Source organism: Metabacillus sp. KUDC1714, from assembly GCF_014217835.1.
Taxonomy (GTDB): domain Bacteria; phylum Bacillota; class Bacilli; order Bacillales; family Bacillaceae; genus Metabacillus; species Metabacillus rhizosphaerae.
Map to the genome: position 1 here is coordinate 1,565,737 of NZ_CP055263.1, position 17,922 is coordinate 1,583,658.

17 protein-coding genes are annotated in these 17,922 nt (G+C 29.8%); 1 reads left to right on the plus strand and 16 read right to left on the minus strand.

Annotation, left to right across the window (positions count from 1 at the left end):
• The first annotated feature begins 93 nt into the window (after positions 1–93).
• Positions 94–894, plus strand: a complete 801-nt coding sequence (locus tag HUW50_RS07530) for a heparin lyase I family protein (RefSeq protein WP_066328862.1) — start codon at positions 94–96, stop codon at positions 892–894.
• 679 nt (positions 895–1,573) lie between these two features.
• Here HUW50_RS07530 and galE read toward each other — a convergent pair.
• From galE to HUW50_RS07610, 16 genes are all read right to left on the minus strand, one after another.
• Entirely contained in the window at positions 1,574–2,545 is a 972-nt protein-coding gene (gene galE, locus HUW50_RS07535; RefSeq protein ID WP_066328857.1) for a UDP-glucose 4-epimerase GalE, read from the minus strand.
• A 278-nt stretch (positions 2,546–2,823) separates the two neighbouring features.
• Positions 2,824–3,873, minus strand: a complete 1,050-nt coding sequence (locus HUW50_RS07540) for an acyltransferase (protein ID WP_066328855.1) — start codon at positions 3,871–3,873, stop codon at positions 2,824–2,826.
• Between the two features lie 258 nt (positions 3,874–4,131).
• Entirely contained in the window at positions 4,132–5,559 is a 1,428-nt protein-coding gene (locus tag HUW50_RS07545) for a flippase (RefSeq protein WP_232328989.1), read from the minus strand.
• A 186-nt stretch (positions 5,560–5,745) separates the two neighbouring features.
• Positions 5,746–6,318, minus strand: coding sequence for a serine O-acetyltransferase (locus HUW50_RS07550; RefSeq protein WP_185653806.1), 573 nt, complete (start codon positions 6,316–6,318; stop codon positions 5,746–5,748).
• Between the two features lie 12 nt (positions 6,319–6,330).
• The gene (locus HUW50_RS07555; RefSeq protein ID WP_066328848.1) at positions 6,331–7,419 is read right to left on the minus strand and encodes a glycosyltransferase family 4 protein; all 1,089 of its coding nucleotides are present in this window, start codon (positions 7,417–7,419) and stop codon (positions 6,331–6,333) included.
• A complete protein-coding gene (locus tag HUW50_RS07560) occupies positions 7,412–8,530 on the minus strand; it encodes a glycosyltransferase (protein WP_066328842.1) in 1,119 nt (372 codons plus the stop codon). Before HUW50_RS07560 ends, HUW50_RS07555 begins: the two co-directional genes overlap by 8 nt.
• Entirely contained in the window at positions 8,502–9,497 is a 996-nt protein-coding gene (locus HUW50_RS07565) for an O-antigen ligase family protein (RefSeq protein ID WP_157094312.1), read from the minus strand. The genes HUW50_RS07560 and HUW50_RS07565 overlap by 29 nt, the downstream gene beginning before the upstream one ends.
• A gap of 606 nt (positions 9,498–10,103) precedes the next feature.
• Entirely contained in the window at positions 10,104–11,165 is a 1,062-nt protein-coding gene (locus HUW50_RS07570; RefSeq protein ID WP_066328833.1) for a glycosyltransferase family 4 protein, read from the minus strand.
• A 43-nt stretch (positions 11,166–11,208) separates the two neighbouring features.
• On the minus strand, positions 11,209–11,697 hold the full coding sequence (gene pssE / locus HUW50_RS07575) for a PssE/Cps14G family polysaccharide biosynthesis glycosyltransferase (protein ID WP_066328831.1): 489 nt from the start codon (positions 11,695–11,697) through the stop codon (positions 11,209–11,211).
• Positions 11,694–12,149: a PssD/Cps14F family polysaccharide biosynthesis glycosyltransferase gene (gene pssD, locus HUW50_RS07580; RefSeq protein WP_066328826.1), complete on the minus strand. Its 456-nt coding sequence runs from the start codon at positions 12,147–12,149 to the stop codon at positions 11,694–11,696. Before pssD ends, pssE begins: the two co-directional genes overlap by 4 nt.
• A 122-nt stretch (positions 12,150–12,271) precedes the next feature.
• Positions 12,272–12,949: a sugar transferase gene (locus HUW50_RS07585; RefSeq protein ID WP_066328816.1), complete on the minus strand. Its 678-nt coding sequence runs from the start codon at positions 12,947–12,949 to the stop codon at positions 12,272–12,274.
• A 20-nt stretch (positions 12,950–12,969) separates the two neighbouring features.
• On the minus strand, positions 12,970–13,851 hold the full coding sequence (gene galU, locus HUW50_RS07590) for a UTP--glucose-1-phosphate uridylyltransferase GalU (protein ID WP_066328815.1): 882 nt from the start codon (positions 13,849–13,851) through the stop codon (positions 12,970–12,972).
• A gap of 19 nt (positions 13,852–13,870) precedes the next feature.
• Complete coding sequence (locus tag HUW50_RS07595; protein WP_066328814.1) at positions 13,871–15,196, minus strand: UDP-glucose dehydrogenase family protein; 1,326 nt, start codon at positions 15,194–15,196, stop codon at positions 13,871–13,873.
• Between the two features lie 236 nt (positions 15,197–15,432).
• Complete coding sequence (locus HUW50_RS07600; RefSeq protein ID WP_066328810.1) at positions 15,433–16,197, minus strand: tyrosine-protein phosphatase; 765 nt, start codon at positions 16,195–16,197, stop codon at positions 15,433–15,435.
• 122 nt (positions 16,198–16,319) lie between these two features.
• Positions 16,320–17,021, minus strand: a complete 702-nt coding sequence (locus HUW50_RS07605; protein ID WP_066328808.1) for a CpsD/CapB family tyrosine-protein kinase — start codon at positions 17,019–17,021, stop codon at positions 16,320–16,322.
• Positions 17,011–17,757, minus strand: a complete 747-nt coding sequence (locus HUW50_RS07610) for a YveK family protein (protein WP_066328805.1) — start codon at positions 17,755–17,757, stop codon at positions 17,011–17,013. The genes HUW50_RS07605 and HUW50_RS07610 overlap by 11 nt, the downstream gene beginning before the upstream one ends.
• Positions 17,758–17,922 lie beyond the last annotated feature (165 nt).

A 17,922-nucleotide genomic window follows, 5' to 3' on the forward strand; every position in this document is an offset into this window, starting at 1 on the left:
ACATTACTGAATATCTCACATATATTACAACAACAATTATTTTTGAAGTGTTATACTATTGTTAGATTTTATTAAGAAAGGAGATAGAATAATTTGCTAGAAAGAAAAATAATTTTTATTCTTGCTATCATAATAGTAATGCTAATTATTTTACTTTTCTTCTTTAAAAGGGATAATTCCCATGAAGAAAGTCAAACTAAAAATAATGGTCTTGAAATAATAACTAATCAATCTATTGATTTTGAAAATGCTGTGATAGATGGGGACAACGTAAAAAGCAATGACCTATCAATTCCAATTCAACACTCCTCAACAAAATCTATTAATACAAAGGTTGATATTGACAGATCTCGTGAGGGAAACAAATCTTTATTATTTAGTTTACCTCCTAATGATAGTCGTAGCGAGATAAGGATTATTGACATTCCGAACAATTCAACAAAATTCATTGGATTTAGTGTTTTCTTTCCTAAAGATTACAAACCACCTACTGATTGGAACTTATTCGCACAGTGGTGGCAAGGATCTCCGGCATCACCACCGATAGCCTTTGAAATAACACCAAACTCTGATGAATTTAAGATGCGTATATTAACAAGGCACGGACAATATCAGCACAACAATATTACAGTTCAGTATAATAAAACAATTGAAAAAGATAACTGGATTGACTTTATGATTGAAATGCGTATTGACGATTCTGGAGGGTTAAACGGAATTTTAAATGTTTGGAAAAATGGTAAAGAAATTGTTAAGTACAACGGTCCATTAGGATATCCAAATTTAAACAATACTACAAACTTTCGTTTAGGTTTATACAGATATCCTTTTATAAACTCTTCTGCTAAGGTTTACTTTGATGAAATAAAAATAGGAGATCGTCTAAAAAAATAACCTATCTTAATTTAATTACAAATTTTCTTTTTCAATACATTTAATATTTCTAGCGAAAAATTCCTCTTTTTTGTTTTGAATGAAAACTACAGTCTAGTTTTTAATGATTAATATATAGTAAATAATTTGTATAATGAACTTGATATCTTAATGATCATTATATAAAAGGTAAGAATCCCGAGGTTTTAAAAAAAGTCATTTACTACCTAGAGAAAAGACGGTTATTGTTTTGGTTCAATAATTGAGGATGAGGCAAATAAGTCACAGTAATGTAATTTCTGGATTCTTAGAGAGAGGCTCAAACTGCTCAAATTGAAGATTATTTTTGAAATAAAAGCACGAAATAAAATCACATATGTCCTCTATCCAATAATTAATTAATAGCCATTGTACCTTCACGTAATGTCAAATTCAGCTTTATATGCCATTTTTGATTTCTCTTATGATCGTAAATTATGAGATAAATTGTAATACCATGTAACTTGATAATTGCACCTTTTACTTAGCGGATTTTTCAAATTAAGATAGGAACGGTTACCTAGTGCAAGAAAGTCATTGCTCTAAAAAGCCACAGGAGAGGATACATAGTTCAAAAAGTTTCATCATGGATAACATGATAAAGTGGAAAATCGAAAATATCCCCTACTACAAACCATGGTAGTAGGGACAGAAATAGTTTTTAAAACGATTCACTTTTATGCCAATTCAAGGCACTTTGAATAATTTCCTCCAATTGATACTTTGCCTTCCAGCCAAGTTCATTAAAAATTTTTTCAGCCGAAGCAACTAATTGAGCTGGGTCACCTTCACGACGGTCACTTAGTACAATATTAGCTTTTATACCTGTCACCTTCTCGCATGTCTCAATAATTTCTTTTACAGAGAAACCGAGACTATTGCCAAGATTGTAGGTTGCAGTAGAAACTTTACCTTCCAGTAAGGCTTCAAGACCTAAAATATGTGCATTCGCTAAATCAGTAACATGAATATAGTCTCGTATACATGTTCCATCTGGAGTATTATAGTCAGTACCAAAAATTGCAACTTGCTCTCTTCTACCTAGTAAATGCTGTAATACTAATGGGATTAAATGTGTTTCTGGATTATGTTTTTCACCAACTTCTGCTGTCTCATGTGCTCCTGCAGCATTAAAATAACGAAACGTTACATACTTAAGACCATAAGCATCTGCAAAATCAGATAAGATTTGTTCAATCATTAACTTTGAATGTCCGTATGGATTAATAGGATTTGTTTTTGTATCTTCTGTAATAACTTCTACACTTGGTATACCATAAGTTGCAGCTGTCGAAGAAAAGATGAATTTCTTAACGTTATGTTTAACCATAGCTTCTAATAAAGTAAGTGTAGATGCAACATTATTTTGGTAATATTTTAAGGGTACTGTAACAGATTCCCCAACTAAACTATATGCTGCAAAATGCATTACTGCCTCTATAGAGTACTTTGTGAAAACCTCTTCTAAAACCTCTAGATTTCCTAAATCACCTTCCACAAAAACTGCACGCTTATCAACAGATAACCGATGACCAGTTGAAAGATTATCCAAAACTACAACTTCCTTAGTTTTTATTAATTCTTTTACTAGATGGCTACCAATATAGCCAGCACCACCAACTACTAAAATCATTAAATCTCCTCCTTTTTAGTAGAACTATTATCCACTCTAATAAATAAACTATTAAATAAACTTTACGTGAATTCAAACTAAATCTACCTTGAAATCTAGACCTAAAAGCATAAATCTACAATATGTTAATAGTTAAGTAATTAACTTTTTTAAATTGAATAATTATTTATAAAATGTAAATATAAATATAAATATTTTCAAGAAATCTAAATCTATTAATACTATACAAGTACATTTACAAAATGACCTTTTGGTAATTCGATTCTATGTTAATAAATTTATAGAATATATTTATTAACATACGGTACTTTACTTAAAAGATAAGAAGAAAAGAAACTTAATAATATGACAATACTACTAATTAGCGGAATAGAGAATAAAGGATTAAATAAACCTGACGATAACCCTAACAGACTAAGAATTTTAATAAATAAAACGTGAATCAAATAAGCTCCAAAAGATAATGTTGATAGTTTAAATATAAAATTATGTTTTGTACTTTTTTCTAAATTTAATTTATCTTTAAAAGTTAAAAAAATAACCACAGAAATTAAAGCAATATGAGGCATTAAATTAATTTCATAGCCATAATCAGTAGATAAATACTTAATTTTGTTATAATGTACCAATAAATTTGTACTTAATAATGTAACAATAAAGCTTAGTATTCCTAAAATATAAAGTATATTTTTAATTGGTTTTGATAAATGATACGAGAATAAGTAATAACCGAGCACAAAATAAAATGAATATCCAAAAAAGAAAAACAAATTTAACTTATCAGATATAAAAACCGTTTTGTTCAAAATAGGGAACTCTTGTAGGGTTGGAATTAAAATACCAAAAATAAAAGAAAGTATAATAAAATGCTCAGTAAGCTTTCTGTTTTCTACTATTTTTTTTAAAAAGGGAGTAATTATGTACATTCCCACTATTGTATATAAGAACCACATATGATATTCTCCAATGATAAATCGTTTAGCAGAAAATTTTAACATTGAAATATTTATATCTTTATATAATAAAATACCATTAAACAAAGCATACAGGGCAGACCAAAAAATAAATGCAGTAGCAATTCTGAATATATACTTATTAAAGATTGACTTAAAATCTATAGCCTTTCTTGGATTTAAAAATAGAACACCGCTTACCATTATTAGTACAGGAACTGCAAAACGAGAAATAGAATTAAAAACATTTGAGATTTGCCAACTTGAAGAATTCATTGAAAAATTCATCCAGGATTCCATTGAAACATGTATAAAAATCACCGCAATTATTGAAATAATACGTAGAATATCTAAGTAAATAACTCTATTTTCCATTTTACTTTCACCTTATTTCTCTGAGTTAGTCTTGATTCACTCATATGGTTTGTACAATATGTTTATAATCAACAGCTTTTGTAAATGTAATCATTTGGGTTTATATATTCTAGTTTTAAATTCATATAATGATTTATTAAACGTTTCGTTCTCAAAAATAATGGGAAAATACTCTTCTTTCCCCCTAATATAATTAAGCCCCTTTTTATAGGAATATTTAATTAAAAACAGTAGCCAATCAGCATTTTTAATAATAGTTTACTTTTTCCATCTTTTTTTAATTTCATTTATTATTAAACCATCTTTACTTATAATTTCAAAAATAATAACAAAGGTGAAATATATTATTGCTCCAAAGACAATTTGTAGAAATGTTACAAGCATAGATGAACCCAATGTATTCCCAATATATCTAACTAGAATATACATAATAATCCCAGATATTAAGTATTTAATAGTTTTTGGAATAACTAATAATACGTTAATCTCTTTTCTTACATAGAATAATTGGACTAAAGTTACAGCTAATTCAGCACTCAAAGTTCCTACTGCAGCGCCAATTGACCCAAATGGCTTAATTAAAAGTAAATTAACTGTTAAATTTACAATTGCTCCTGCATACAATGAAATTGTAAATTCTTTCATTTTACCTAGGGGGACCATATATTGAGCACCGAATACTCCACTCCAAGCCATTAGTAAAATTGTAGGACTAATGATTATAAGTACCGGAATACTTCTATTAAAATCTTCTCCCATATACCATGGTATAAGCTCTTTTGCTATACCTGCTAATCCAAGCATAATGGGTACTGCTAATAGTGTTGTAAAATCTAGTGATTTATTAATATACACTTTAGCTTTAACTATATCACCTTTGGCAAAGGTATTTGACATTCTGGGTAACATAACTACACCTAAAGATGTTACCACTGCTAAAGCAACCTTAAGTATTTTATCGGCATAGTCAAATATACCCACTTCAATAGTAGTCGAAAAAATGCCAATCATAGTCTTATTTAGAACAAAATATACCTGTGCAGCTACTTGAGGAAGGAAATAAACAAAAGTTGGTTTTATATGTCGAAAAATATCATTCCATGATACTGATGTGAATATAATATACTCTTTTACATAAAACCACATTATTAATTGACCAATAAGTACAGATAAGCTCATAATAATTGTGTAAATTACTAAATCATCTTCATTTTTAACAAAAGTAAAAATTGATATTAATCCTAATACTTTTATTAAAACATCCCTAGTTACAACTTTTTTAAACTGTTCTAGTCCACTGAAAAACCACGTACAGTCTATGACAATTGAAAGTAAATAAATTGTTTGAATTAGTGCAATCATTCTAAATTCTTGCATAAATACATAAACAAATATTAAGTAAAAAAAGACAGAACTAAGAGTCAGTATAAATTGCAATGAATAAATACTAAGAAATGTTTTACTAAGATTTTCTTTATTATCCCTAGCCATTGCTACCATTTTATTTCCGTATGTTCCTATTCCCAGCATACCGATTATTACAAAATACTGTACTATCGAAAGAGTATATGCATACGTTCCAACTCCTTCAGGATTTAATACCCTTGAAACATATGGGACAGTTACTAATGGTAGAATCATAGTTAATATTTTATACATTAAATTATACAAATAATTCTTTTTCACATTCACTAAATCACCTTTTTAAAGAATTCATTTCTTGTATATATTTTATTATACTTATATCTTGCAAAGACTATATCTATATCTCTATTGCCCTTTAATTGATTATATTGATTTTTGACTAAACAAGTATTATATACAGTTTCTTATAAAATAGAATAATAGTTAACTTTTCTATCAATTTCCATGTCATTTTAATAAGTCAGAATTTATGAATTTGAGGGAGTTATTATTGCTGGCTTTTTTTGCTGGAACACCTGCTACTGTTATTCCTTTTTCGTAAATACTTTTTACAACAACACTCCCAGCACCTATAACAACATCATCAGCAATCTTAATATCTCCAATTATTTTTGCACCAGAGCCTATGAATACATTATCTCCAATTAAAGGTGCTTTTACTTCTCCACTAGTAGCACCGATTGTAACCCCTTCTTGAATACGGCAATTTTTCCCAATTTTAGAATTACCATTTATAACAATAGTTCCATAATGCGCTATACTAAGTCCTGATTCTATTGTGTTGATTGGAATTGAAAAACCCAATTTTATAGATAATTTATTAAATCTATATTTAAGAAATAATAGATATGGAAGATGTATTTTTTTCTTTAAACAATTCCTAGTATATTCATATTTTCTATAGATAATCTGAAATCTCCAGATTTCGTCTCCGATTAATTTAGGTCTTTTATAAGTTTTATATAAGGCTATTTTATCTTTAGCTAAATAATTAATTAATTCTTCCTTACTCTTAATCATGGGCATCTTCACCTAATTCAATTTATAAAATAGTTTTATCCAGTTATCAATTATGCTAGTTAAATTAAACTTCTCTGAATCTTTAATAGCATTAGAGCTAAATTCTTTCAACTTATCATAGTCATTAATTAATTCATGTAACTTTTTAATAAATTCTTGTTGATCACCGATATCAATTAAATAACCATTACGTCCATTTATAATAATTTCAGCGGGTCCTGTAGGACAATTAAATGCAACAATAGGTAATCCTTTTTTTTGCCCCTCTAATAAAACCATTGGTAGACCTTCATATCTAGATGTCATTACCATAATAGATGATTCCTCATATATTTTTTCAATATTTTCTTTAAATCCTGTTATAACAACATTTTTCACTCCAAGGTGCGATATTAATTCATCTAATGATTTCTTATCTTCACCTTCACCAACTATTATTAAATTCCACTTTGGATTTAATATCTCAATTTCTTTCCATAATTTTATTAGAAGGTGGAAATTTTTTTGATATGTTAATCTACCAACTGCAATAACTGTCTTATTTTTTAAATTAGTTTTTGTTTCATACTTAGCTATTGCGGGATTATAAATGTATCTTATTTTATTTTTATAAAATGAAGGAGTAATACCTACATAATTTTCCATATCATTCTTATTTAGAGTAACTATACTGTCAGAACAAAATGTAGCAAGCCTTCTAGCAATAACTCTAGTCTTGATCCGATTTTCCCTTAAATTAAAATGCTCCCATGAAATTATCTTTGTGCCGATTATTTTCTTTATTGGTAGTGTATAAATGCTTAATAAGACATCAATATCAATTACTATATCTGTCTTATTTGTTTTAAAAAAACTAATAAGTTTTTTATATGGCATTAATTTTCTAGACAAAAAACCATTATAATTCTCCATACCTAGACTATATAATGGTATTCTTTCATCTATATAATAATAGGATTTTAAGCCATTTCGATAACTAAGAAATGATACTTCATGTCCCCTTTTAACAAGTTCATTTGCAATAATAGTCGAAACTCTTTCTGTACCACCATTCCTTGATATATCACCCGAAAAAAAACATATTTTAAATTTTTTATCCATTTATTACTTCCCTCATTAGCTTTACATATTGTGATTTACTTTTTTCAGTAGAGTATTCTAATGAATGCTTAACTAATTTCGATTTGTTAATAGGATTGTTTAAACATTTTTTCGTCTTTAATAATAAATCATCGCTATCATTTAATTTACATAGAAAACCATATTTGTTTTCATCTAAAATTTCCTTAGGTCCTGTAGGGCAATCAGTTGAAACTATATTACATCCACAAGCTAGGGCTTCAATAAGTACTGTAGGTAACCCTTCATATCTAGAAGATAAGATAAAGGCGTCAGCATGTTTAAAATAACTATATGGATTATCTACAAATCCTACAAAATCAACAAATTTTTCAATGTTGTTATTTTTACAAAACAACTCTAGTTCTTTCCTTAGTTCTCCTTCTCCTAAAATTATCAGTCTTACGTCAACCTCTTCTTTTAGTTTTATTAACATTTCCAACAAAAGTATCTGGTTCTTCTGATAAGTTAATCTTCCTGCTGTAATTATAGTTTTAAAATTTCTATTTGTTTTTAACCATGGGTGCGGACAGGAATTTTCTGACTTTCTAATAATATCAGAACTTACAACTGGATTATATATAGTAATAGTCTTATTAGGATCTACTTTTGTTAAATTAACATATTCTTTTCTTGCATCTTCTGATACAACAATTATCTTATTCAACTGTCTATCTAACTTTTTAGTTAAATAGTTCTTAATTTTAGGATAGTTTATCTTCTCTTGGGATACAGAGTTATGGATAGTTCCTAAAAGTGGAATATTAGTTTTAATGGCTAGTCGTCGTGCAATTGAGGCTATTAAATTCATTCCTCTAGTGACACTTATAATACATTTAAACTCATTCTTATTAAATATTTGAATTAACTTCAAAACATTTACTATATTCCGTAATATCTTAGTACTATTGGAAACATTCAGATCGATAATCTTTATATATTTTGGAACTGTACTACTTAAAACACCAGTATTATTTTTAACTATTATAGAAACATCAAATCCATCTTTATATAATAAATCGGCAAGAGTAATTGTTACTTTCTCTGCACCGCCTCCATTAAAATTATGCATATAAAATGCTATTTTTTGCATTGTATCCCTTCCTTTTCGATAAAGCCAATCCTAAAATGACACCTATGATAATATTTTGTGGAGAACTATTGAATATTGGCTCTCCCGAAGATTCAACAAGTGCTTGGACTAAGATTAAAATTGAAAATAAACAGAAATGATTGTCTTTATTTTTTTTATAGATTGAATATAACCTTTTAAATATATATATCAGTAATACGCAATATACAACAAAGCCTAAAAATCCAGTTTCTCCTATAACTGCTGGCCAAAAAGTATCTGTACCAAAAAAGGGATTTTGAGGATCTAATCCGTAAACATCATTTATACCATATTTATAATAAAATTCACTATAATTAATTCTTGCAAACCAGCTAGCAAATTTCCCAAATCCAACCCCTATTGGAAAGTAGTCTCTTAAGATTTCTAAACTTGTATGTGAAAGAGCATACCTTGCACTAATAGTATCAGTTTGAGTAAAATATAGTGTATAAGTATTATAAATTAACCTCCCAAAAAACAACCAAATTATTGATAATAAGCCAATTGTAGAAAAGATTTGTGTTGCTTTTATTTTCCTATTTTCAATAACATATACATATACTACTATTACCACTAAAATTGCTAGTATAACTTTAACCTTAAAGGACAATATTGCCATCACTGAAAAAAAGAAAAAACTATAGATAAGCTTTTTTTCTTTTTTTCTTGTATATTCACTAAAATAATAAAAGGCAGTAAATAACATAAACCACCCATATATTCCTGGATGGATAAATAAAGACATTACGCTTGTAAAGCCTAATCTATAATCAGTAAAACCAAAAGGGAATATTTTCAAATATAAATTGGGTAAAATAAAATTAAATATTCCTACTATAGCACAAATGTACGCGGCAAACTTTATTGCTTCAACAATATAAATAGAAGTATTTTTCTTGAGTGGGACATTTATAACTGAAAAAATCAAAATATAGACTTTAACCACTAGGAACCCACCCATTAATAAGTTGTATATCTGATAATTACTATTAATTACACCTGAAATGAAGCCTATAAATAAATAAATTATTGATAAGATAAATATAAAAAAGCTAGTCCTGTTAATTTTCCCATTACCTATACAATAAAAAATAGCAATTGTAGCATACAAAAGAATAAATAATTCATCCAAACTATTTACAAATGAAGAATTATAATAGTAAAGGATTGTATCCTGAAATAAAAAGGTACACACCATTATAAAAACAATTAACTTTTTAATACTGAATTTCATTTAAACACCTACTATGAAGTTCAAATAATCTATATAATATCTTTCTCAAATTGACAAAGTATGTTTTTAGGCTCTATTAATACTGTTCCTTAATCAATATTATCTCGTAAGTTTTAATAATTCATACTATATTTCTTAAACCGAAACTGTAAGTCATAGTTCTTCCTGGCCAAGTTTAGGGAATTGACATTTATTAGCTTTTGAAATAGCCTATTCAAATTTGAGGATGTTATTTCTAAAAATTCCTAAACTATATTATCTTGATATTCAATCTACTGAACTAAAGTTTTGTCTTCTAAGGTTTAAAATCATTAAATCTTAATTATTAATTGCCACTTTTTTATATAATTCATTCAATTCGTCAACTGAATTATAGATGTTATATTTTAATTTAACTTTTTCTGAGTTGTTTCTTCTAATTTTCTTTAATTTATTATTATTATTAAGGAGTTGAATTATACTTTTAGAAAGGGCTTCAATATCACCTGGTTTGATTATAATGCCGTTCTCTTCATTAACAACTGATGGAATAGAACCGATGTCTGTAGATACTATTGGTAAACCATAACTCATTGCCTCCAAAATTGACATTGGCATACCTTCATTATAAGAAGGCAAAACATAGATAATGCTCTTTCTATATATTTCATCAATTTTTTCCTGATCAGATATCCAACCAGGTATAACAAACATATCATCTAGCTCTAATTCTTTTATCTTGGTTTTGGCCTTTTCAATTTCACCATCACCGGCAATTATAAATTTATACTTAGAATCTATTTTACCTTTTATTTTCGAAACTGCCTCTATTAAATCATATGTCCCTTTTCTCTTTGAAAGGACTCCCATCGTCGTTACATAAATCTTTTCTTCCGGACTATTAGTTAGTTGTTTCGGAAAAACAGCATTATCTAAAGAAACAACATTAGTATTACTAATCGATTTATAGTATTTTTTCCATTGTTCACCTAATGCCAGTATAACTGTAACTTTATTAAGGGTTTCTTTAATCTGTTTTTTTCGGCTATTTGAACTTTCATTATAAAAATCTTTAAATTGTGATCCATGCATATGAAGTATAACTGGTATTTTTTTCTTTTTTAATAGATTAATAATGAATCTCTTTCGTACAAAGCTTCCTCGATATGACATATGAATATGAGCTACATTATATTGTTCATTTAGTATATATAATCTAATAAAAAGCTTGAAAAACTGATAAAAATAATAGAATATATTAAGGAAATGATTACTACCATGATAAGTAGGGAAGTATTCGAAATTTACTTTTTGGGGTAATCCAGATTCTAAATAGTTTTTTACAACTCTAGTAATTCCGCCTGTTACACGCAGATGAGAGCCAATCATAATTACTTTCATTGAATCACCTTTTCTAATTCTTTTTTGATACATACTTTGGAAGCTAATTATCTTCATGCGATAAAAAAGATTCTAATATATTAATGATGTTTTCTGTATTTGATTGGTATTTTCTAAAATCCATATTCTCCACTTTATCTATTGCTTTCCCGAGATTTTTTATATCTGATAATGAATAGATCATACCTGAATTAGAGAACTGTTCTATGATCTCTAGTTGATGGTTATCAACATGCTCACCAAATTCTTTCAATCTTGGAACACCAATAACCTTTTTTTCCATTTTTACACCGTTAATAATTGAACCAGTTCCCCCATGAGTAATAATAATAGAACTCTTAGCCATAGTTATTAAGAAATCATCTTTATTGATAAACTTTTTAAACGTATAAAACTTTGGCTCGTATGTTGAATAGCCGGTTTGAGCATATATTTCATGAGAATTTAGAAAATCATTTTCAACTAAATTATCTAATTCCTCTAATAATCTATTAAATTGAAACTTTTGTGAACCTACAGTAACAAATATCAATATATTCCCCCTCCATAGATCCCGTTTGGATAAAACTTTTTTAACTCTTCCCATTGTATTATAAATATATCTGCAATCTTATACATTAACTTACCAGTGATAGTTGGTGAAGTGATTTTTGAGAAAGATTCAATAAAAATTAGTTTTTTTCTAAACAATTTAGCTAAAAGACAGATTGGTACTGTCGCTAATGCGCCAGTAGAAATTACAACATCTGGCTTTTCTTTAAAGAAAATATATAAAGTTTGTATAAGTACAAGAAATATCTTAAATACAAATAATAGCTCACGTCTGTTTACTTGGGAAACATTATACAATTTCTTACCCTTTGAATTAAATTCATATAAGGTTTTTTCAGTTAGAATAAAGCTGTTATATTTCTCCATCATAGGATAGAGCATCATAATCTGCTCTAAGTGACCACCCGATGAAGCTGCATAACATATTTTCATAATCTCACTCTTTCATTATTAAATAATGTGCCACCATGCTAGTAAACATAACTTGAATCCACAAAATTCATTAGCATTCTAAATAAATGTTAAAACAAATTAACTAACATTATTTGCATTTTCTAAAAAGCATTTTTTGAACCAAATAAAACCAAAAAGGTTTTAAAGATGATCTTTAAATCCAACCAAAAACTTCGATTACGAATATAATATAAGTCCATTTCCACCATTTCTTCAAATCCAACACTATTTCTAGCACTTGCTTGCCAAACACCGGTACAACCAGGTGTTACAAATAATCTTTGCAAATGATAATTAGTATATTCATTGACTTCACGTGGTAATGGTGGTCTTGGACCTACTAAACTCATATCTCCCTTTAACACATTAAACAACTGTGGCAATTCATCAATGCTGGTCTTTCGAATGAACCTGCCAATCCTTGTAACTCGTGGATCATCTTTCATTTTAAACATGGCTCCTTCAACTTCATTATACTTTAATAATTCTTCAAGTTTTGTTTCAGCATCAGTTATCATTGAACGAAACTTATACATTTTGAATTCTTTTCCGTCTTTACCCAATCTTTTCTGACAAAAAAAGATTGGACCCTTCGGATCTTCAAGTTTTATTAAAAGTGCTATTACTAATAAAATAAAACTTAACATAACTAAACCAACTAGCGCACCAAATATATCCAAAGTTCTTTTCGAGATGTTATAGAGTACCTTCTTTTCAAGGTCATTCTTTATCCCTTCTCTAGGAGCATTTATCGATTCATGATTTGCGAGGTTAGTCATTACAATTCGCTCCCCTCACCCTATAAAGTTACTTTTTCTTGCTCTACTAATTTCCCCATTAACTCTAATAGCTGTTCCTTAAGTTCTTCATGCTTCAATGCAAACTCAATGGTAGTCTGAATAAATCCAAACTTCTCTCCGACGTCATAACGAATACCCTCAAAGTCATAGGCGTACACCGCTTGTACCTCATTCAACTTCTGAATTGCATCCGTCAATTGTATTTCTCCACCAGCGCCAGTTTCTTGATTTTCTAAAAGATCAAAAATTTCAGGAGTTAATAAGTATCTGCCCATAATAGCTAGATTAGATGGTGCAGTTCCCTTTACTGGCTTTTCAACAAAACGATATACTTTATGAAGATTTCCGTCTTTCTCTAACGGATCAATAATTCCATACCGGTCAGTCTGATCATCAGTTACTGTTTGAACTCCAATAACAGAGGAACCCGTTTTTTCATATTCATTTATCAACTGTTTTAAACAAGGTGTTTCAGCCTCAACAATATCATCGCCAAGTAATACCGCAAATGGCTCATCACCAATAAACTTTCTAGCACACCAAACTGCATGCCCAAGCCCTTTCGGCTCTTTTTGACGAATATAATGTAGATTAATTTCAGATGAATGTTGTACTTTTTTTAACAGATCCAGTTTCCCTTTTTCTATCAAATTCTGTTCAAGCTCAAAATTATGGTCAAAATGATCTTCAATTGCCCGTTTTCCTTTACCTGTTACAATAATAATGTCTTCAATTCCTGATTCAATTGCCTCTTCAATAATATATTGAATTGTTGGCTTGTCCACAATTGGTAGCATTTCCTTTGGCATTGCTTTTGTTGCTGGTAAAAAACGTGTTCCTAATCCTGCTGCTGGTATAATTGCTTTTCTTACTTTTTTCAATTTATTTCCTCCTTGATTTTCAAACATTTAGTAAATGTATATTTTTAATAGATGGTCTTCCCATTGAATGGTACTCGACATGAAAATTTTCAACGATTTTAGGATCATAACAATTACGACCATCAAATATAACTGGTAATTTCATATTTTTTTCAAATGATCCTATTTCTAGATCTTTGAATTCATTCCATTCAGTTAAAATTAAAGCAACATCAGCGTCTTTTAGAGCCTCAATTGTATTTGATGCATAATTAACATTTAAATCTAGAATTTTTTTGGCATTCTCCATTGCAACTGGATCATATGCAACAACATTTGCACCTTTTTCTATTAAATACTTTGTAATTACAATAGAAGCCGCTTCTCTCATATCATCAGTATTTGGTTTAAAAGCTAAACCTAACACTGCAATCTTTTTACCTTCTAAACTATCAAATCTATCATCCAATTTATTTAATAAGATTTCTTGTTGCTTTTGATTTACATGGATAACACCTTTTAACAATTCAAACTCATAATCTACATTACCTGCAATTTGCACAAGGGCTTTTGTATCCTTTGGGAAACAAGATCCTCCGTAACCAATTCCGGCATTTAAAAATTGAGATCCTATTCTATTATCCTGTCCCATTCCATTGGCAACATCTTCTACATTCGCTCCAACTTTTTCACAGATGTTCGAAATTTCATTAATAAAGCTAATCTTAGTAGCAAGGAATGCATTAGCTGCATATTTTATCATTTCCGCACTGCGAATATCTGTTTTAAATACTGGAATCCCGAATGGTTTATTTAATTCTCCTATAGTATTTGCAGCAGTTACATTTTCAGCACCAACAACTATACGATCTCCATTAAAAGAATCATATATGGCAGCACCTTCACGTAAAAATTCAGGATTTGATACAATATCAACCTTTACGTTATTTACAAGATTATTTTGAATGACACTTTTAATCCAATCATTCGTTCCTACGGGGACTGTACTTTTCGTAACTACTATTACATCCTTTTCGATATGTGATGCAATATCTTTTGCTACCTGCTCAACAAATGAAAGGTTAGCTGAACCGTCTTCTCTCTCAGGAGTACCAACAGCAATATAAATGACATCAACATTTTCAAATCCTTCACTATGATTAGTTGTAAAAAAAAGTCTCTTTTCTTCAATGTTTTTTATCATTAATTCATCTAAACCTGGTTCATAAATTGGCGATATACCTTCACGCATTTTATTTACTTTGTTCTGATCTATATCAATGCACATCACAGTATGCCCAATCTCAGATAAACATGTACCAGTAACTAAACCAACATAACCAGTACCGACTACTGCTATTTTCATATGTGTTCACCTTTTCTAAGTTATTTAAAATGTAAGATATCTAACGGAAAAGCACTTATTATTAACCACTCTTTCGTTAAAAATCTTTATATGTGTACTTTAATAAATTGGTAAAAGGGCATCCACCCCTTCCTCACATCCCACTTTTGACAACAAGTGTCTAAGGTATCCAAGGCACCCACAGTGTGATCGAGTGCCTCCATTGATAACGGTTAGGAGACATCACCAATGAACAATTAAAAAATACCTAAGAATTTTTTACGTTTAATTTGACTTGGTTCTTGTTTATACACTGTTTGCCCCTGTATAAGTAATTCAGCATTTTCTTTAAAGTAATAAACCGCCTGACTACCAAACTCTTTTTCTATTTCAGATATTGATTCTCTCATTTTAAAGCTTCTAGTTGATATATTATGGGCATCAGAAGATATAAAGTGAGTCAAATTGGATTCAATCAATTGCAATGAAAACTTCTGAATCTTCTTTCCGAAGTGTCCGGTAATACTCCCTGCTGTAACTTGAGTAAGAGAGCCTTTTTTAACGAGGTTAAGTAATTTATCAGGATTTTCGATCACTTCCGAATTTCTCTCCGGATGAACAATTACAGGAGTTAACCCTTTTAATTGAATATCGAACAAGAGCTTTTCTGTATACCTTGGTACATGTCCTGAAGGCAATTCAATAAACAGATAATTTGAATGATTAAGAGGAAGAATATCACCCTTTTCCAGATCCTCTAGCAACTCCCCATAAATACGTGTTTCCTGACCTGGTAAAACTTCTAATGGGATATTCTCATTTTGAAGTAAACGGTTGAGCTCAATGACTCTATCTATAATGTCTTGTTTCTTATTAAAATACTTCCCATTCTGATGATGAGGTGTAGCAATTATCTTTGTAATCCCCTCTTCAACAGCTAACTTTGCCATATTAATCGCATCTTCAACTGTCTGTGCACCATCATCCACACCAGGTAATATATGACTATGAATGTCAATCAAAGGACCCACCCCCAAGGGAATTTATTGGTTATTATCTATTTCTATTTCCCTATAATTTTGGCTTAAGTAATCGTATCACGGTCAAAAAACAAAGAAAAGGGGGGTATATTGTCGAAATATGACTATTTTCCCCCGTAGTAATAATAATATTGGCTATCTTGTACCTTCTTGTTGTTTAATACTACTCCTAAGATCTTCGCTTTTGCACTATCAAGAAGTTCTTTTGCTTTCTTTGCAGACTCTATCTCTGTTTTCCCACTACTAACAACAAGAACGACACCATCTGTTAAATTAGACAACACTTGAGCATCTGTTACAGCTAATACTGGTGGTGAATCAAGAATGATTACATCATACTCATTCTTTGCTTTCTCCAATAACATTTGCATTCCTTTTGAACCAAGAATCTCTGACGGATTTGGTGGAATTGGTCCACTAGTCAACACCCAAAGATTGTCTTGATCAGTTGTTTTCACCGCTTCATCTAGTGTTGCTTGTCTTGTTAAAACATTCGACAAACCAACATGATTCTCCGTACGGAAAGTGTAATGAGAAGTTGGTTTACGTAAATCCGCATCAATTAGTAATACACGTTTCCCTTGCTGAGCAAACACAACAGCCAAATTTGCAGTTGTTGTTGACTTCCCTTCAGCTGGACCAGAAGATGTAACAATCATCGTTTGTAGATCTTCATCAACACTAGAAAATTGAATATTCGTTCTCACCGTTCGAAATTGCTCTGCAATTGGTGATTTTGGACTTGTAAATGAAATTAAACTTCTGTTTTGCAGTTGAAATAATTGCTTTCGATCCTTACGAGCCAACTGACTCACCTCGCGTTCTAATCATTGATGATTTACTAGCATGTTCGTTTGCTTCGCCATCCATATTAATCGTAGTAATAGCACCTAATACCGGTAAACCCAGTTGATTTTCAATGTCTTGCTCTGTTTTGATTGTATTATCAAGATATTCAAGCAAAAAGGCTAAACCAACACCAGCCATTAATCCTACTACCAATGCAATCGCCATGTTTAATACTGGCTGAGGCTTTATTGGTGATGGATCTTCACCTAATTGAGCTTTCGTTAAGATGGTTACATTATCAACATTCATAATTTTAGAAATTTCAGTTTGAAAGGTTGTTGCGATTGAATTTGCAATATTTGCTGCCTTTTGTGGATCTTCATTTTGAACTGTAATGTTTACAACCTGTGAGTTTTGTTCACTTGAAACAGTTACTAATCCATTAAGTGCTCCAGCTGACATATCAAGTTTTTCCTTTTGAATGACTCTATCTAATATTGCAGGACTTTTGATGATAACGTTGTAAGTGTTTATTAATTGAAGGTTTGTCTGTACTTCTCCAGCGTTATAGACCTGTTCATCAGACTTTGATTGGTTTACGAGAATTTGTGTTGAGGATTGGTAAATAGGTGTTAAGAGAAAATAACTAACTATTCCACTTGTTGCCGTTGCAATAGCTGCAATAATTATAATAAGTGAGAGACGTTTCTTTAAAGTTTGAAACAGCTCCTTCAAGCTGATAGTTTCTTCCATGATAACCTCCAAAGATTTTAATCTATTAATTTAGTACGACTTGACTATTATAAAGAAATATAATGACTATTTCCACAAGAAATCTACAATTTCTTACAGAAAAGGATACTATTCTTCTTGTTTTTCACTTACAAAACTTATTTTACCATCTTTTTGTCAGCTTTT